Origin of the sequence: Labilibaculum sp. (genome assembly GCF_963664555.1) — a bacterium.
Taxonomy (GTDB): Bacteria; Bacteroidota; Bacteroidia; order Bacteroidales; family Marinifilaceae; genus Labilibaculum.
Genome location: NZ_OY761461.1, coordinates 1,147,478 through 1,167,492, shown reverse-complemented (window position 1 = coordinate 1,167,492; position 20,015 = coordinate 1,147,478). Strand labels below are relative to the sequence as shown.

Annotated in this window: 12 protein-coding genes; 2 read left to right on the top strand and 10 right to left on the bottom strand. The window is 36.4% G+C overall.

All coding sequences use genetic code 11. The features are described 5' to 3' along the window. Positions 1-51: 51 nt before the first annotated feature. The 7 genes from ACKU4N_RS04670 to ACKU4N_RS04640 all read right to left on the bottom strand — a co-directional run bounded on the left by ACKU4N_RS04670 (position 52) and on the right by ACKU4N_RS04640 (position 8,512). Positions 52-1,500, bottom strand: coding sequence for a TrkH family potassium uptake protein (locus tag ACKU4N_RS04670; RefSeq protein ID WP_321321064.1), 1,449 nt, complete (start codon positions 1,498-1,500; stop codon positions 52-54). Positions 1,501-1,612: 112 nt separating this feature from the next. Beyond that, positions 1,613-2,953 (bottom strand): Trk system potassium transporter TrkA, encoded by a 1,341-nt coding sequence (gene trkA / locus ACKU4N_RS04665; protein ID WP_321321063.1) that lies wholly within the window; start codon positions 2,951-2,953, stop codon positions 1,613-1,615. Between the two features lie 169 nt (positions 2,954-3,122). Then, positions 3,123-5,198 (bottom strand): ComEC/Rec2 family competence protein, encoded by a 2,076-nt coding sequence (locus ACKU4N_RS04660; protein ID WP_321321061.1) that lies wholly within the window; start codon positions 5,196-5,198, stop codon positions 3,123-3,125. Positions 5,199-5,319: 121 nt separating this feature from the next. Continuing rightward, a complete protein-coding gene (locus ACKU4N_RS04655) occupies positions 5,320-6,342 on the bottom strand; it encodes a DUF6588 family protein (protein ID WP_321321059.1) in 1,023 nt (340 codons plus the stop codon). Positions 6,343-6,516: 174 nt separating this feature from the next. Further along, positions 6,517-7,071, bottom strand: a complete 555-nt coding sequence (def, locus tag ACKU4N_RS04650; protein WP_321321057.1) for a peptide deformylase — start codon at positions 7,069-7,071, stop codon at positions 6,517-6,519. Between the two features lie 37 nt (positions 7,072-7,108). Continuing rightward, positions 7,109-7,531, bottom strand: a complete 423-nt coding sequence (ruvX, locus tag ACKU4N_RS04645; protein ID WP_321321054.1) for a Holliday junction resolvase RuvX — start codon at positions 7,529-7,531, stop codon at positions 7,109-7,111. A 207-nt stretch (positions 7,532-7,738) separates the two neighbouring features. Continuing rightward, the gene (locus ACKU4N_RS04640) at positions 7,739-8,512 is read right to left on the bottom strand and encodes a hypothetical protein (protein WP_321321052.1); all 774 of its coding nucleotides are present in this window, start codon (positions 8,510-8,512) and stop codon (positions 7,739-7,741) included. A 152-nt stretch (positions 8,513-8,664) separates the two neighbouring features. On the opposite strand from ACKU4N_RS04640, the gene ACKU4N_RS04635 reads away from it, so the two are divergent. Then, positions 8,665-9,948, top strand: a complete 1,284-nt coding sequence (locus ACKU4N_RS04635; protein ID WP_321321050.1) for an LVIVD repeat-containing protein — start codon at positions 8,665-8,667, stop codon at positions 9,946-9,948. 272 nt (positions 9,949-10,220) lie between these two features. Here the strand turns inward: ACKU4N_RS04635 and ppdK are convergent, their stop codons facing one another. Continuing rightward, positions 10,221-12,941: a pyruvate, phosphate dikinase gene (gene ppdK, locus ACKU4N_RS04630; RefSeq protein ID WP_321321048.1), complete on the bottom strand. Its 2,721-nt coding sequence runs from the start codon at positions 12,939-12,941 to the stop codon at positions 10,221-10,223. Between the two features lie 356 nt (positions 12,942-13,297). Here ppdK and ACKU4N_RS04625 point away from each other — a divergent pair, with 356 nt between their 5' ends. Next, positions 13,298-14,848 (top strand): IS1182 family transposase, encoded by a 1,551-nt coding sequence (locus tag ACKU4N_RS04625; protein WP_156197454.1) that lies wholly within the window; start codon positions 13,298-13,300, stop codon positions 14,846-14,848. Positions 14,849-15,041: 193 nt separating this feature from the next. On the opposite strand, the gene ACKU4N_RS04620 is transcribed toward ACKU4N_RS04625, so the two are convergent. Together ACKU4N_RS04620 and nifJ are read right to left on the bottom strand one after the other, a co-directional pair. Continuing rightward, a complete protein-coding gene (locus ACKU4N_RS04620; protein ID WP_321321046.1) occupies positions 15,042-16,055 on the bottom strand; it encodes a dihydroorotate dehydrogenase-like protein in 1,014 nt (337 codons plus the stop codon). Between the two features lie 381 nt (positions 16,056-16,436). Then, on the bottom strand, positions 16,437-19,976 hold the full coding sequence (gene nifJ / locus ACKU4N_RS04615; protein ID WP_321321044.1) for a pyruvate:ferredoxin (flavodoxin) oxidoreductase: 3,540 nt from the start codon (positions 19,974-19,976) through the stop codon (positions 16,437-16,439). Positions 19,977-20,015 lie beyond the last annotated feature (39 nt).

Below are 20,015 nucleotides of genomic sequence, written 5' to 3'. Positions count from 1 at the left end.
ACCTTAAATTTTTAACCAAAGATATAATTCTACGGTTTTTTTTAATCATGTTTATTGATTCTTCCAAAAAGAAGGAATAAAAATAATTAAAAAGGTGAATAACTCTAATCTACCTAGTATCATTAAAAATGAAAGTATCCATTTACCTGCTTCCGGTACTGAAGCAAAATTATTCATGGGTCCAACAACGCCTAATCCAGGACCAATTCCTCCCATAGTTGTTGCCACTGCACCCATAGCCGAAATTAGATCCAAACCAATTAGTGTCATCGCAAAACAACCAATAAAAAAAACCATTATATACAAAATAACAAAAGCCAGAATTTTAGAAATCACATCCTGTCCCACCATTTCTTTGTTATAACGAACCGGCAATACTGCCGAAGGATGAATCATTCGCTTAAATTCCAGTATACTGTTTTTGAACAGAAGTAAATGCCGAAGAATTTTAACTCCTCCCGATGTAGAACCAACACAAGCACCTGTAAACATCAAACCAAAAATGAGGAACACCAGATATGGATGCCATAGTGTGTAGTCAGCACTCACAAAACCTGTACTTGTTATTATTGACGTAACTTGAAACAACGCATCACGAAACGATTTCTCAAAAGGCCCGTGATCCAAATAGACCAAGGTCAAGGTAATTATACTTGTTACCAATACAATTAAACCAGCATACACTCTAAATTCCTGATTTTTCCAAACCTTATTTAACCTTCCTTTTATTGCAAAGTAATGAAGAGTAAAATTTACTCCGGCCAAAAACATAAAAACAATAATCACATACTGGATGTAGGGAGAATAATTGGCTATACTGGCGTTTTTTGTAGAAAATCCACCTGAAGCTAATGTTCCGAATGAATGACAAACAGCATCAAACAAATCCATTTCTCCAAACACCAAAAATAAGGTTTCCACTGCAACCAAAAGCATGTATATCCCCCAAAGACGTTGTGCTGTTTCTTTTATACGTGGATGCAATTTATCTGGTGTAATACCTGCGGCCTCAGCATTAAACATAGCCATTCCTCCAATTCCAAAAACGGGCAGAACAGCAACAGTCAACACCAAAATTCCCATTCCGCCCAATAAATGGGTTAAAGATCTCCAAAATAAGATGCCATGTGGTAAGGCTTCTATATCATTCACAATTGAAGCACCAGTAGTGGTAAAGCCAGATATGGTTTCAAAAAAAGCATCGGTGAAATTTGGGATATACCCACCCAGAAAGAATGGAAATGCTCCAAAAATAGAGAAAACAACCCAAACCAAACTTACAACCAAAAATGCTTCCCGTTTACCAATATCCCTGCTGCAACCTCTTGTGTAGAGATATACAATACCCCCAAATAAAAAGCAAATACCCGCCGATTGTACAAAATATATAGAATCTCCTTCACCGTACAGCAAGGCCACTGTGGCACTAATAATCAGAAAAAAACTTTCCACGATCATTAAAACCGACATCACATAAAAAACAAATTTCCAGTTGAGCATTTCGAACCAGCTTATTTTACAATTTCCAAAAAAGGAAAAATATCGTTTAAAATTCGTGTTGTAAAAAGAAATAGAAAGAGACCGAATTTAATACATTCGGTTCTTAATGCTATTATTTGAAGAGCTTTTCAACTTTTTTGATTGCAGAAGGCAGAGTAAACACAACAACCTTATCATTGGGCTGAATTTGAGTCTCTCCTGTTGCAATAATACCTTCATCATCCCTTATAATTCCACCAATATTAGCATATTCCGGGAAATCCATATCCTTTAACATGCACTTGGTAATTTTGGAATCGGGTTTAGCCACCAATTCAACAACCTCGGCCTCCGAAACAGTCAGCCATTTACAATGTTGAACATCTGCATCCATTGTAAATCGATAGATGTAACTAGCAGCTAATAATTTTTTATTAATCATGGTACCAACACCAATATTATCAGCCAAATCGATATAATCAATATTTTCCACCTCAGCAATGGTTCTCTTCACCCCCATTTTTTTTGCCAGCAAACAAGCTAAAATATTCGTTTCGGAATTCCCTGTAACAGCTACAAAAGCATCCATTTTATGAATCCCTTCTTCTTTCAGCAATTCCTTATCACGGCCATCGCCATTGATAACCAATGTATCCTGAAGTAAATCAGCAAGTTTCAAACTTTTATCCTTATCAATCTCAATCAATTTAAGATTTATCTTCTTGCCCAGTTCCATCGCTGTTTTCTGACCAATACGACTACCTCCCAAAATCATCGCATTTTTGATTTCATATTTCTCTTTTCCAGCAAGACTCATCACCCTCTCCATTGCATCAGGTTTGCTTACCACAAAAACTAAATCGCCACGGGAAAATCGATTGTGTCCTCTTGGGATGATTGTTGCATCTTCACGTTTTATGGCAACAGCTCTAAAATCCAAATTGGTAGTCATTTCAGCAACTTCGGCCATGGTTTTATCCATAAATACTGACTTGCTGCTTATTTTTATTCCATACAAAAGAAGTTTCCCACCAGAGAACTCATACAATTGTCGTGTTCCTGATCTGGACAAATAACTAATTACCTCTTTCGAGGCCAATCGCTCAGGATAGATCAATTCATCAATTCCCAAACTTTTAAGGTATTCTTTATTTTCAGGAATCAAATATTCTTGATTATCAATACGGGCAATCGTTCTAATGGCACCCAACTTTTTAGCAAGAATAGATGATGTTATATTGGTCTCCTCTGATTGAGTTACAGCAATAAAAAGATCTGCTTTTTTGACCCGAGCCTCTTTAAGATCATTTAGTGATGAACTTGACCCTACAATGGTTAATAAATCCAAATGGGAATCAATCTCCTTTAATTTCTCTTCATCACTATCCAATAAGATAATATCATGATCTTCATTACTTAGCATTTTCGCCAAGTGTATTCCTACTGCCCCTGCGCCAGCAATTACAATCTTCATAACTTTGTTCCGTTAAATAAATGGAATTCGAAGCGGCAAATTAACACATAATCAATCAAAATCTAAAGCTATTTGTTAAAAAATATTAATTAGCCAATCTCTCTAAATTACCAAAAGACTTTATGAAATCAAAGAGAGAATCCGAAAGCTTTTCTTTCAATGATGAAAGTTAATTCACAGTTGATAAAACACAAAAATAAGCTCCATTATTCTGTACATCAAAAAGATTCGAATCCTCCTCATTTTCCTTTGAAAGATATTTTTTCCGGTCTCCGCTATAAATTGAAGCATCGAGTATCATTTTACAATTGGGAAATTCTTTTGTTATCATTTTTTTAGATTGCAAACCTCCCAACCGTAAGACAACATAATCTGGCTGAATCAATTTTAATATTTTCTCCAAATCATGATCCCATTTTCCGATTATGGCAACAACATCTTTACCCATCAACTTAATATCTATAGGTCTTAGTGTATCAAAGCTTGTTTGATTAATATTTTCCTTCAAAACAAATGGCTGAATTATTCTTTCACTTATTACTGATGACATTTTCCCATCAACTAAGAACAATCCCCGCTTTCCTTCTATCAAACCAATAACACTATGACCTCTGGAATTAAAAACCAACATTTCCCTTTTAGGAACCTGAAAAATTCGAATGGTATTTGGTAATTGAATGCCAATTAAAATTATTATGAATGCGTAAACAGCTTTTTTCCGCTTAAATGAAAGAAGCGCAATCAATGAAAAAAGAAGAAAATAAGTAAACAGTAATTGATATTGACTTAAGGACAATTCTCGAATAACCGCCCCTGGCAGAGCTTGAATTTTCACAATCAGGAAATTCATTCCTTCAACAAGATTTCGCAACAACCATCCTAAACTTTCTGAAAGAATTTTTACCGGAGACAAAAGAAGTAACAATGCCGAGAGGTAAATCAGTATCCCTGCCATAGTTATAACAATATATCCGGAAAGCAAAAAGTAAGATGGAAACTGATGAAAGTAATAAATAGCCAAAGGAAATGTTCCTATTTGTGCAGCCAATGAAACAGTCGTGAGTTGCCATAATAATTTCAGAATTAGATTTCCAACATAAATAAGCCGCTCGAACTGAGGTTGAAAAAACACAATACTTACAACTGCCAGATAGGAAAACTGAAAACCCACAGTAAAAAGTAAAAATGGATCGATTAACAACAGAAAAAATGCAGATACCGCCAACGAATTATAAATACTTCCTTCTCTTTTAAGCACTTTTCCAATCACAATAAAACTAAACATGGTTGCCGATCTCATTACCGATGGGGACATTCCAGTTAAAAGCGCATAAATCCAGAGCGTTAGCAAGAGTAGAATGCCTTGCAAATGACGTCCGTATTTGAAACAAGCTAAAAATCGGATCAAATAATTCATAATCATATAGATTATACCTACATGCAAACCCGAAACAGCCAAGACATGCATCGCACCAGCATCTGCCCAAGCTTTTTTAATTTCCGGATCCATTCCGGTTTTATATCCAAGTGTTAAAGCTGCCAGAATGTCAAAACTCTCATTTTGTATTCCATTTTCCCGATAAATCGACAGTAACTGATCCCTCCATTTTGAAGCCAGTACTTTAATTGAAAAATCTGCACCCTTTTCTATCTGTTTCCATGATAAAGAGTCGGTATAGGCAGAATACAATATGTGTTGAGTTTTTAGATAAGATGCATAATCAAATTCATATGGATTTCCGGCGTTTTTGACTCTTTGCAATTCAGTCTTCAGCACAAGCAAATCACCAATAGCAAGCTCCTTGGCCTTCGTGTCCTTTTGAAGATAAATCATTGTTTTACCCGATACTTTTTGCCACTGATCTGAAGCTTTTATATTTTGAACATCAAATACAAAAGAAAAACACCTGCCCTTCTCAGTGGGTGTATCCAACACTCTACCTTTTAAAATAATTTTCGATTTGGAAATGGGAAGATACATTTGGGACTGAATGTCATTGTACCGGATATTTCCAAATCCAAAACACACAGCAAATACAAAAAAACCAAATAAACTGCGTAATGGATAAGATTTACGAAGTTTTGTGATTAAGGTAAAAAGAAGAACTCCCGAAAAACCGAATAGAACCAGAATCCAATTCAAAACCTGAGGAATACCAATAATATCATACAACGCAACTCCGCATATCAATGGCAGTAAGAATCGAAGAAAAGGATTTTGACGGAGCAACTCTCTAAAAGTCATTAATAACTCAATTTATGGTTAATTGAATTTACCACTTATCTTCTTAAAAAACAAAAGCCCCTGTTCTATGAACAGAGGCTTATCTATCTAATTTACAGAATGCTGTCAGGAATTCAAAAAATTACCTGAAACTGAATGCTATTCCTGCAGTAATCGTATTGTATTCCTGAATAGTGTAATCTCCGAATATTTTGAAAAAAGCCATATTTAAACGAGTTCCAATGGTCGCCCTTACACCATTTGCTTTAAAATCAACAGAAACCGGATCGATAACAGATTCCGAAACCGTCATTCCTGTTCCTTCCAATGTATATTCCAAATCATATGATCCCTTAATATCAACATCCATTTTAGAAGTATTGTAACCAAGTGCTCCATAAAATTCAATCAATTTTAAATTCACCGAAGCAATTGCCTGAAAGGTATAAGCATTGGCTGTAAATTCCATTATTTGCCCATTCCCACTTATGCCTGAATTTCTTTGAATATCATATTCCGCTGTCAGCTTGGTATAAGCGATCAATGCAGAAACATCCACCGGAGTTTTATCAATTTTCAATATTTTAGTAAGGCTTTTCTGAATTCCAATACCAAACATTCCAACTTCCAAGTCAGATGATCCGACTTTAGGAAGGTATCTCAATTTTAAATCAGCGTCAATTTCTGGAATTCCAACTCCTACCTGCAATGTTGCTGTTGGAACTGCATTCATTGGTAAATCACTGCCAATACCATCCGGCATAGTGAAATCTGTAAGCTTGAAATCCCCAGAACCTGTCTCAATTCGTGCAGAAAGTGTTGTATTATTATCTCCACCCATCAAAGTTTGAATCTCATTTGATCCATTAGCTAAAGTAATGTTGGAGTAATCACTTGCAACAAATTGAAACACTTCGTCTTTTCCTGGAACTTTTGCCAAATTGGCAACAAAGGTGATATCAAAACCTAATTTCTTGTGAGTACGGCCTGTTGAATACCAACCATTATTTAATCCATACATAAAGCCTTTAGAAACCGGATTCACATAATTTTCAGTCAATTTAGATGCATCTTCTGTTCCCGCCAACAGAAATTGTTCAATATCCTGCGATTGACCTAAAAATGGAACAAATAAAATAAATAGTAGTAATAATTTTTTCATCATAAGAGATTTAAGTGAGTTTATCCATCAACATCTGCTAATACGGAGGTTTCCCAAATTTGTTTAATTAAATTATAAATATTCGGCAGCAGAAATCCTTTTTTCAGGATTTCCCTGAAAATATAAACAAACCGTTTCCAAATAAAAAAACCCTACCGAGATGGTAAGGTTTTGAAATTATTTTGCGAGTGTAAATCGATATTTAGCTTTAAAAATTCCTTTCGATATACCCGTTAACTTTCCTTTTAATAATCTCTTTTTTAGAGGTGCACAATGATCTGTAAACATGATTCCATCCAAATGATCATACTCATGTTGAATAACCCGGGCCGCATAACCTGAATACTCCTCTTCATGAAATTCCCAATTCTCATCGTAATACTCAATTTTGATGGTTTCGGGACGTACAACATCTTCGTTTATGCCAGGAATACTCAAACATCCTTCAGACATTGACCATTCATCACCTGTACGTTCGGTAATTTTTGCATTGATAAACATTTTCTTAAAACCTTCCAATTCGGGTTCATCTTCGGCAAAGGAAGAGCAATCGAGTACAAACATTCGGATAGACCGCCCAACTTGTGGTGCAGCAAGACCAACTCCGTCGGCAAAATACATGGTTTGCCACATGTCATCCATAAATTTCTGTAATTCAGGATAATCCTTATCAATATCTTTGGCGACCTTCCTTAAAACCGGATGACCGTAAATAGTAATCGGTAAAATCATTCTTTTTCTCTCTCTAATTATCTAATCCAAATAAATCCTAAAACAGATTCCTTTTGGTTTCCATGTACGATTGCAATATAATAGTGGCACTTACTTTATCAATCATCGCTTTATCTCTTCTTGCTTTCTTTCCTAAGCCACCATCGATCATTGTTTGAAAAGCAATTTTCGAAGTAAATCTTTCATCAATTAATTCGATTGACATATCAGGAAACTTCTTTTTTAATTGTCCCAAAAAAGGTTTTAGATATTTTACAGATTCACTATCCTCATTATTCATTTGCTTTGGATATCCCACAACAATGCATTCAACCTCTTCTGTCTGAAAATATTTCTCCAAATAAGTCAATACATCTTTTGCTGCAACAGTATCCAAACCGTTTGCAATAATCTGAAATGGGTCTGTAACAGCCAATCCAACCCTTTTTCTTCCGTAATCAATCGCTACAATTCGTGCCAAATTTCTTATTTAAACTAATTTTGAATTACAAAGATATAAGAAACTGATTAAATTTTATCTATTTCTACAAAAATGAAGAGCAGTGAAGCTTATATAGAGAACAAATTTACCATCCATAGAACTAAATAAAAAAAATCAGGACTCATCCTGATTTTATTTTTGAAAGTAAATACATTCACCGAAACGATTTAAAATCAAAGTACTTTTTTAAAAAACTATACCAACATGAATAGAAAGTCGATTAATTTCCTGTTTTAAATATTCTATGTCATCCGAGTAAGTATTGTGCCATTTTTGCTCCATTTTTTGATAGCGATAACCAATATTTAAAGTAAAATTAGTTTTAGTGCTATTTCCTAACACAAAACCAATTCCGGGATTAATCAACCAACCGCCCTTCGAATCGATATCTTCATTAGTAATGTAATAATAGCTTTGACCATCAATATTATCTAACGAAAAAGAATATCCCGACTGACAATACAAAAAGGCTTTAACTCCTTTAATCTTGGAATGGTATTTAACCTCTCCAAACAAAGGCATTTGTGCCTCATCATACGCTTCATAGCCACCACCTATTCCAAAAGACACTCCACTCTTAAACAAGTAGCTTCCAGATAGTAACACACTAAAAGGAGCATTGTTTTTATTATCGTTATTTCCAACCAGTGCCCCCATACGAACTTCATAAAACATTCCCTCATTCTTCATGGGAAGACTATCCTTAGCCGTTTTTTGCATTCTTTTAGCCTCAAAGCGTATATCCGAAATATCTTCCATATCGAACTGCCAAAAATTCTTATCTCTGGTTTCCAGTTCAATAAATTCACCAGGAACTTGTCTGACAATTTTTCCTTTCAGAACATTACCATTTTTTAAGGTAACTACATCTACATTTCTCTGTGCCATTGTTCCGGCAACAGATAATATAACAAGAGCCATTATTAAAATTGGCTTAATTAATACGTTAGGAGTCTTCATAATCATGGTTTTGTTTTTTTTTATTGATGATGCATCACGGTAATGGTTGCGTTGAATAAAACAATAAAAATGAAATAGAAGAACGCAACCCTCTGAATCAATTTGCATCATGAAATAAAACAAACCACTAAACCGATTTTAAATAAATTCACATGAAAACTACAAAATATTTCACCTTCCTATCAGTGCTTATTTTATTATGTGCAGGAATTTGGTCTTGCGAAGATAAATTAGAGCATGAATACACAATAAATGAACCAGTCTATATGCCAACTGAGGAATTTAAGAATGCTGTTAAGACAGAAAGTACCAAGGAAATGCTGGTTACCGGAAAAATCTATTTCTATCAGGATTATATTTTAGTAAATGAGAAATTCGAAGGAATTCATGTTATCGATAATTCAGATCCTACAAAACCAATAAACTCAAAATTCATTTCTATTCCGGGGAACATCGACATGGCCATAAAAGATGATATTCTTTATGCTGACTCCTACACCGATTTAATAGCTATAGATATCAGTGATATCAATGCCATTTCAATAGAAAAACGATTCGCCGATATTTTCCCGTTTTCATTACCACCAACCGACAATAATTATCAAATTGGGCAAATTGATCCTGAAAAAGGTGTCGTAGTTGGTTGGAAAGTGAAAAGAATCAGCGAAAAGTACGTAGAGCCTAAATACTATCCTTACTATGATGATATCATGTTCTCAGAAGCATCTATGTCGAATGGTGCAAAAGCCTCCGCTGGAGGAACAGGAAAAGCCGGCTCTATGGCTAAATTCATGATAAATTCGAACACTCTTTATACGCTTGACTCCAGCTCATCACTTCGATTGTTTGATATCTCTAATCCGGATCAAATATCGAAAAACGGCACACTAAACGTTGGCTGGGGAATGGAAACATTATTTGTCTATGAATCAAACCTATATATAGGAGCTAGAAATGGAATGTATATTTTTGATATCACAAACCCATTTGCACCACAATTAGTATCTCAATATTCTCATTTTATGAGTTGCGACCCTGTTGTTGTTGAGGGTAACTATGCATACATCACTTTACGAGCAGGAAATTTCTGCGGCCAAAACTCGAGTCAGTTGGATGTTGTCGACTTGAGTGATATTACCGCTCCCACATTGCTAAAATCATACAGCATGGAAAATCCTTATGGTTTGGGAATTGATGATGATGTGCTGTTTGTTTGTGATGGAACTGCCGGATTAAAAATTTACGATGCATCGGATCCCTTAAACTTAGGTTCCAATTTAGTGAAAGTGTACTCTGACATGACTCCTTATGACGTTATTCCTTTGGGTTCAATTTTAGTTTTAATATCTCCGGAAGGCTTGTTCCAATACGATTACTCGGATATCAATAACATTCAATTGCTTAGTTTTATTACTATTGCTCCAAAATTAGATTAAACCATTAACTTCAATAAACAACTAAGCTTGCTTCATTTGAGGCAAGCTTTTCTTTTTATTGATGAAACCGAGCATCTTACTTGCTGATTTACACCAAATTAATATCAAAACTCATTTTACAAATCAGTTCTTTCAGAATCAAGTCACAAATTAACAATGGTGACTAGGTATGCCAGAGGATGACTAGCTTGGCTTGTAACTATAAGAATACCATAAAACACGAAAGGCTGCCCCGAGGGACAGCCTTTCTATATATTGAGAATATAATTCTCTTAGTTTTGCTTCAAGTTTGCTTGAGCAGCAGCTAAACGTGCAATAGGCACACGGAAAGGAGAACAAGAAACGTAATCCATACCTACTGAGTTACAGAACTCAACAGAAGATGGCTCACCACCATGCTCACCACAGATACCTAATTTGATATCAGGACGAGTAGATTTTCCTTTTTCACAACCCATACGTACCAATTGACCGATACCTTCCTGATCCAATACTTGGAAAGGATCGTGCTTCAAGATACCTTTTTCAATATAGATTGGTAAGAATTTACCAGCATCGTCACGAGAATAACCGAATCCCATTTGAGTCAAGTCATTTGTTCCAAAAGAGAAGAATTCAGCATATTCAGCAATTGCATCAGCAGTAAGAGCTGCACGAGGAATCTCGATCATAGTACCTACTAAGAAATCAACTTCAACACCTTTCTCAGCGAAAACAGCAGCTGCAGTCTCTCTGATGATTGCTTCCTGCATTTGGAATTCTTTCAAAGTTCCGATTAATGGAACCATGATCTCTGGCTTAGGATTACATCCTTTAGCTTTCAAATCACAAGCAGCTTCGATAATTGCACGAGCCTGCATTTCAGTGATTTCAGGATAAGTGTTACCTAAACGACAACCTCTGTGACCTAACATTGGGTTGAATTCGTGCAGAGACTCAACTTTTGCTTTCACGATAGATACATCGATACCTAATTTTTCAGCCATTTCGATTTGAGAAGCTTCATCGTTAGGAGTAAACTCGTGCAATGGTGGATCCAGTAAACGGATAGTTACACCAAAACCGTCCATAGCTTCCAAAATTCCAGAGAAATCTTCTCTTTGAACAGGAAGTAATTTAGCCAAAGCAGCTTTACGACCTTCAACATTTTCAGCAAGAATCATCTCACGCATTTTCCAGATCTTATCGCCTTCGAAGAACATGTGCTCTGTACGACAAAGACCAATACCTTTAGCTCCGAATTCACGGGCAGCTTTAGCATCAGCAGGAGTATCAGCGTTGGTACGAACGTACATACGAGTGTTATTCTCTGCAACTTCCATCAACTTACCAAAATCACCATCCAAAGAAGGAGTGATAGTAGCAACTTTACCTTCGTAAACTTTACCCGTAGTACCATTCAACGAGATGAAATCACCTTCTTTGAAATCAACACCGTTGATAGTCATTGATTTTCCTGTTACCAAAACACCAGCAGCAGAAGAAATACAACATTTACCCATACCACGGGCAACTACAGCAGCGTGAGAAGTCATACCACCACGCTCAGTAAGAATACCTTCAGCAGCGTACATACCTTTCAAATCTTCCGGAGAAGTTTCACGACGTACTAAAATTACTTTTTTACCTGCAGCAGCCCACTCTTCAGCAGCTTCAGCAGAAAATACGATTTGACCGGTAGCAGCACCTGGAGAAGCTGGAAGACCTTTAGAAAGTTCTTTTGCAGCATCAATAGCTGACTGCTCAAATACCGGGTGAAGTAATTCATCCAATTTGTTAGGCTCCTGACGTAAAATTGCTGTTTTCTCATCAATCATACCTTGAGCTAACATATCAACAGCCATTTTTACCATAGCTGCTCCAGTACGCTTACCATTACGGGTTTGCAACATCCAAAGTTTACCATCCTGAATGGTGAACTCCATATCCTGCATATCAGAATAATGATCTTCTAATTTTTGCTGAATTGTATTCAACTCATTATATAATTCCGGCATAGCTTCTTCCATAGAAAGGAATTCAGCCTGACGAACTTCTTCAGAAGTACCGTTACGCTCAGCCCAACGCAATGATCCAATTTTAGTAATTTCAAGAGGAGTACGAACACCTGACACAACATCTTCACCCTGTGCATTGATCAAATACTCACCGTTAAATTGGTCTTCACCAGTAGCAGCATCACGAGAGAAACAAACTCCTGTAGCAGAAGTATCACCCATGTTACCATATACCATAGCTTGTACATTTACAGCAGTACCCCACTCAGAAGGAATATTTTCCATTCTACGGTAAAGGATAGCTCTTTCAGTATTCCAGGAATCGAATACAGCACAAACAGAACCCCAAAGCTGATCCCAAGGATTAGTAGGGAAATCAACACCAGCGTGCTCACGAACTACTGCTTTGTAACCTTCAACAAGATTTTTAAGGTCTTCAACAGTTAATTCTGTATCAACTTTATAACCTTTAGCTGCTTTTAACTCATCCAAAACAACTTCGAATGGATTGTGATGACCTTCTTCAGCCTCAACACCCATTACTACATCACCATACATGTGGATGAAACGACGATATGAATCGTAAGCAAATTTTTCGTTTCCTGATTTTTCAGCAATAACTTTTACTGTTTCATCATTCATACCTAGGTTAAGAACAGTGTTCATCATACCTGGCATAGAAGCACGAGCACCAGAACGAACTGATAATAACAATGGGAAAGAACCATCTTTAGCATCAAACTTAGCGTTCATTGCAAGCTCTGTATCTTTCACAGCTGCTTCAACTTGCTCTTTGATCATTGCTACAACAGCATCTTTTCCAAGCTTGTTGTAATCAGTACAAACATCAGTAGTAATAGTGAAACCAGCAGGAACTGGAACACCAATTAGGTTCATTTCAGCAAGGTTAGCACCCTTACCTCCAAGCAAATTCTTCATGTCTGCTTTACCTTCGGCTTTACCGTCACCAAAAGTATAAACGTACTTAGTACTCATAATTATCGCTTTTTAGTTTTAATGTTATTTTCATGCAATAAATTAAAGCACTCAATAACAATTATATATTAACTTATAATCTTCAAAAATTTAAATTTACATGACCTTATCCTAAAATACGCCTTGAAAATTGTACACAAAAGTAATGTTCTTTTTTTTAAAAAAGAAGTAAAGGACTGACAATCTAACTGTCTTTTTTCAAATGATTTAGACTTTAATTTTTCAAACGTTTGCAGCGAATTTACACACTCTTCAACGAAAGGATATTCAATAAAAAAGAGGCTGTCTCAAATGAGATAGTCTCTTTTTCGTTTTATAGTTTTTTATATTTATCACTGATTTCTTATTTTAGAGATATGAAATTAGTCCCTCAAAAATCTCATTTCAAAGCCTATCATCAAAACCAGATGATTCTTTTTCCGCCTTCTCTCTCGGATTTCATATCATCTGAACACCCTGTTCGTACCATCAGCAGTATTATTGATGGTGTCCAGATAGATCGTATCCTTGAAAAATACAGTTATACGGGAGCAAAGGCCTATCATCCCAAAATGATGCTTAAGTTATTAGTTTATTCCTATTTGTGTAATGTATATTCCTCTCGAAAAATAGAGCAGGCGGCATCAGAAAATGTACATTTCATGTGGTTGTCAGGGATGCAAAAGCCAGATCACAATACGATTGCCCGCTTTAGAAGCAGTCGATTAAAAGGTGTTTTAAAGGAAGTGTTCAGTCAAGTAGTCCTGTTACTGGTAGATTCCGGACATATTGATCTACAAACCATATATGTCGATGGCACCAAGATCGAGGCCAATGCAAATAAGTTTTCGTTTGTTTGGGGTAAAGCCATTCAAAAGAATATCCAACGCATGAAGGATCGGTTGGGGGAACTTTGGGATTATACAGAGCAGGTAGCCAAATCGGATTTAGCAAATGTAAGTAAGCCCGATTTAAGTGATGTTGATCCAGAAAAAATAGAGCAGACCATTGAGACAATTAATGAGGCCTTGAGGGATAAGAAAGTGGATGCTAAGAAACGCCGGCAACTCAACTATGCCAAGAAGAATTATGCTGATAATCTCCGAAAAAACGAGCAAAAGCTAAAGATATTGGAAGAGCGAAATAGTTATTCAAAAACGGATCCGGATGCAACCTTTATGCGAATGAAGGATGACTATATGCAAAATGGTCAGCTAAAACCAGGATATAACCTGCAGTTTAGCACACAAAATCAATTCATTGTAAATTATTCAAACCATAATAATCCAACCGATACAAAAACCTTTATACCTCATATGAAAGAGGTTCAACAGTTGTATCCAGACAAACTAAACAGCGTATGTGCAGATTCCGGTTATGGGTCTGAGGAGAATTATGAATTTCTTGAAGCGGAAGGATTAACCTCTTTTGTGAAATACAATTACTTTCATAAAGAACAAAAGAAGGGAGCCAAAACTTATTGCGAGTTTCACCCCAACAATTTATTCTACGACTCTAAACAGGATATTTACTACTGCCCAATGGGACAAGTAATGAATCTTAAGAAGATAAAAAAGGAAAAAAGCCAAGCCGGTCATTTTAAGACAATCCATGTTTATCAAGCTCAAAACTGTAACGGATGCCCACTTAGGGGGATGTGTCACAAAGCAAAAGGTAATCGAACGATTCAGATTAATCACCGACTCAACGAATTAAGAAGTAAAGCACGAGAACATTTAACCTCAGAAGAAGGATTGAAGCACAGGAGTCAAAGACCGGTTGATGTAGAGGCCGCTTTTGGTAACCTTAAACACAATAAAGGATTTAAACGATTTTTACTTCGTGGCAAAGAAAAAGTAGAAATCGAAATGGGATTATTGGCTCTAGCCATAAATCTTAAGAAAATGAATAGTAGAAAAGTGGCCTAACGGCCTTTCTTAATTCTTTTGAAGTCCTATTTCCTCTATATAAAACCTCTGTTTTGCATATTGGAGGTAAAAAAGACTTCCAAAAACAAATAAGCAGTATAAGGCAGTTTAATCTCAAAAAAACAAAAGATCATGAAAAAGAGGATGTCTACTTTGCTATGAGACATCCTCATTTCATCAAATTATCAAACATTTATCTCATTGGATACTTATTAATTATTTCTTCAGGGTGAAGAATAAAATCCAGATATTGTGCTCTGTAATAAATATCAGAAGCTTTTAATTCAATATCTGACAATTTACCTCTGAATTCGTCGATACTTTTGTATCCTTTTTTATCCATCCACTGCTCCAATTCCGAAAGAACTTGTGTGATGTAGGAAGGATTATTCTTGTACAGTGCACTCACCATCTGAACAATATCAGCACCACTCAATAGCATTTGCAATACATCTTCGTAAGTATAAATTCCATTAGAACCACACAATCCTCCGGCAATCTTCTTATGTAACAAACCAACATAACGCAATCCCAATTTATAATCTCCCTGATGGCTCAAATTAAAATTCGTGACATGACGCTCTGTGTGAATATCAATTTCCGGTTGAAATAATCGATTAAACAATACAAATGCAGAGGCTCCTGCCTGATCTAAACGATTCACAAAATTTAATGTGTTTGTATAATATGGACTTAATTTAATACAAAAAGGAATTGACAATCTCTCGTTAAGGGTTTTAACAATTTTCACTTTTTCATCTTCCATTTGTGATGCGCTCTTATTAACATCACCAGGCATTTGATAAAAATTCAATTCCAAAGCATCCACCCCGGCATCTTCCAATTGTTTGGCGTAATCGAACCAGGTAACATCGTAAATACAATTTAAACTGGCAATTACAGGAATGCTAACCGCCTTCTTAACTTCAGACAACCTCATGATATGAGCCTTGGCACCAGCATGCTCAATTGCAGGGAAAATGGAAGTCATTTCTGCATTTCGATCTGTGTACTCATCAAGCTCATCAGCTAACTGAGCTCGTTCCATTTGAATTTGCTCTTCGAAAAGAGATTTGTAAACAATTGCTGCCACTCCAGCTCTTTCTAATTCCTGAGCTCCTTCTACGGTAGCAGAAAGAGTACATGCTCCTACAATTATGGGATTTTTAAGATTTAAGCCCATAAATTTAACGTTTAAATTTGCCATATGATTTTCGATTTTAAATTTCTGTTCATATTAAATTTAATAAATGAACTTGATATATTCAACCAAAAATCAAATTTAATAATCTGAGAATCAACACAAAACTACAAAAAGCCCACAAATAAAGGACTTGTGAGTCTTATTTTTCACAAAAAAAATAAACCTGGAAAAAATATACGCCCTACTTTTATTCCTCATTGCAATCCCTACAGATTATATCAACTAAATCATACTGATTATAGTATGATAACACTACATTTCAATTTCATACAAAAAATAGAAATTATATCTGACTAATATTTCCAATTGTCACTATCCCGACATGCTGGCACAAAAAAAGGGGCTCCAAACTGGAACCCCTTCACTATATATTAAGAACAATGCTTACTCTTCATTATAATTCATGGCAGCTTGACGCTTGTATGTCTTATATCTCCACTTAGCATTCTCTTCTGCAGCAACAAACAATTCTTTTGCTTGCTCTGGGAATGATTTTTGCAATGAAGTGTAACGAACTTCACCCAATAAGAAATTCTGGAAATTTTCCCAAACAGGCTCTTTTGAATCAAGAACAAATGGGTTTTTACCTTCATTTTCCAATGCTGGATTGTTACGATACAAATGCCAGTATCCTGCTTCAACAGCTTTCTTCTCTTCTGTTTGTGATTTACCCATAGACGCTTTCAATCCGTGAGAAATACAAGGAGAATAAGCAATAATCAAAGAAGGTCCTGGATAAGCTTCAGCTTCTTTAACAGCTTTCATGTATTGAGCTTGATTTGCTCCCATAGCCACCTGAGCTACATAAACATATCCGTAAGACATTGCTATCATACCAAGGTCTTTCTTTCTGATACGTTTACCTGCTGCCGCAAATTTAGCAACAGCACCAACTGGAGTTGCTTTAGAAGCTTGTCCACCTGTGTTAGAGTAAATCTCAGTATCCATTACCAATACATTTACATCTTCACCTGAAGCCAATACGTGATCCAATCCACCGAATCCGATATCATAAGCCCAACCGTCACCACCAAAAATCCATTGAGATTTCTTAATCAAGAAGTTTTTAAGATCAAGAACTTCTTTAGCAACAGGATGAGTTTCATTTGCAAGAGCAGACTCAACTTTAGCCGAAGCTTCAATTGACAACTCACCGTTATCTTTATTCTCTAACCACTCAGTAAAAGCAGCTTTTGTTTCAGCATTTACAGCATCCATTGCAGCTTCCATACGAAGAGCAATACGGTTACGCATTTTACGTACACCTTCGTTCATACCAAAACCAAACTCAGCATTGTCTTCGAATAATGAGTTAGCCCAAGCCGGACCTTTACCACTCTTATTGTTTTTACAATATGGAGTTGCAGGGGCAGAACCACCGTAAATAGAAGAACAACCTGTTGCATTTGCAACCATCATTCTCTCACCAAATAATTGAGTGATTAATTTGATGTATGGAGTCTCACCACAACCAGCACAAGCTCCTGAGAACTCGAATAATGGCTGAGCAAATTGTGAATTTTTCACGTTATTTTTAGGCAGCAAATCTTTGTAACCTACTTTCTCATCCATATAATGCCATCTGTCTTTCTCAATCATTTGAGATTCCAAAGGCTTCATTTCCAAAGCTTTTGCTTTAGGCGCAGGACAAACATCAGCACAGTTACCACAACCAGTACAATCTTCAACAGCTACTTGAATTCTGAAATGTAAACCTTTCAATTCTTTACCTGTTGCAGGCTTAACGGCAGTTCCAGCAGGAGCTGCAGCCAATTCCTCTTCGGTTAAAATGAATGGACGAATTGCAGCGTGAGGACAAACGTAAGCACACTGGTTACACTGAATACAAGTTTCTTCTTTCCATTCAGGAACATGAACAGCAACACCACGTTTCTCATACTTCGTTGTACCTGCCGGGAAAGTTCCATCTTCACGACCTGTGAAAGCAGAAACCGGAAGATCATCACCCTTCTGTGCGTTCATTGGATCACAAACCTCAGCAATAAACTTAGGACGACTATTTGCAGTCTCAGCTACTTTTTCTTCAGCTAGATTTTTCCAATCAGCAGAAACTTTAACTTCAACAACATTTTCTCCACCAGCATCAACAGCTGAGAAGTTCATATTTACAACCTTTTCACCTTTGTTACCATACGATTTAACAATCGCTTTCTTCATTTCTTCAGCAGCCTTTTCAAAAGGTATCACATTAGTTATTTTGAAGAACGCAGCTTGCATAATAGTATTGGTACGGTTACCAAGACCAAGATCCTCACCCAATTTAGTACCGTTGATAATGTAGAATTTAATCTCATTCTCAGCCATGTACTTTTTCATGTGATTTGGAAGATTCTTAACAGTCTCTTCTGCATCATAAATCGAGTTCAATAAGAAAGAACCACCTTTTTTCAATCCTTTTAATACATCGTAAAGATATACGTAAGCAGGAACGTGACATGCAACGAAGTCAGGAGTAGTTACTAAATATGTCGAGCGGATTGGTTCATCACCAAAACGAAGGTGAGAAGCAGTAAATCCACCTGATTTTTTAGAATCGTAAGCAAAGTAAGCCTGACAATATTTATCAGTTGATCCACCAATAATTTTAATTGAGTTTTTGTTGGCACCTACAGTACCATCAGAACCCAAACCATAGAATTTTGCTTCGTAAAGAGACTCAGAGTTCATCTTAACCTCTGGCAACATTGGAAGTGAAGTAAAAGTCACATCATCAACAATACCTAAAGTGAATTGATTTTTAGGTTCGTTCATTGCAAGATTTTTGTAAACCGCAACAATTTGAGATGGAGTCACCTCTTTTGAACCTAAACCATAACGTCCGCCAATCACCATTGGAGCATTCTCTCTTCCGTAGAAAACTTCTCTTACGTCAAGATACATAGGATCTCCGTTAGCACCAGTTTCTTTAGTACGATCAAGTACACAAATACGTTTTACTGATTCAGGAATAACGCTTAAGAAATGCTTGGCTGAGAATGGACGATACAAATGAACACAAACAAGACCAACCTTTTCGCCATTTGCCATTTTATAGTCAACCGCTTCTTTAATGGTTTCGTTTACAGAACCCATTGCAATAATGATATTTTCAGCATCAGCAGCACCGTAATACATGAAAGGCTTGTATTCTCTTCCTGTAATTTTGGTCATTTCCTTCATGTAGTCAGCTACAATATCCGGAACCGCATTGTAAAATGGGTTAGCCGCTTCGCGAGACTGGAAGTAAACATCAGGATTCTGAGCAGTACCTCTGGTTACAGGAGATTCCGGATTCAAAGCACGATCACGGAAAGCCTGAAGAGCTTCCTGATCAACAAGATCTCTCATGTCTTCCATATCAACAGCTTCGATTTTCTGAATTTCGTGAGATGTACGGAATCCATCGAAGAAGTTCATGAAAGGAACTCTTGATTTAATTGCAGTTAAGTGAGATACAGCAGAAAGATCCATTACTTCCTGAACCGAACCTGAAGCCAACATAGCGAAACCTGTCTGACGAGCAGAATATACATCAGAGTGATCACCAAAAATACTCAATGCCTGAGCAGCAAGAGCACGGGCACTAATATGAAATACACATGGTAATAATTCACCAGCGATTTTATACATGTTAGGAATCATTAACAATAATCCCTGAGATGCAGTATAAGTAGTTGTTAATGCACCAGCTTGTAATGCACCATGAACAGCACCTGCAGCACCAGCTTCAGATTGCATTTCTACTAATTGAACTGTTTCTCCAAATAGATTTTTACGTCCTTGTGCAGCCCACTCATCAACATTCTCAGCCATTGGCGAAGATGGAGTGATTGGGTAAATACAAGAAACCTCACTAAACATATATGCTACGTGAGCGGCAGCGGCATTACCATCACAGGTAATGAATTTTTTTTCTCTTGCCATTTTACTCCTCCGATTAAATTTTATTATTTGGTATTTTAT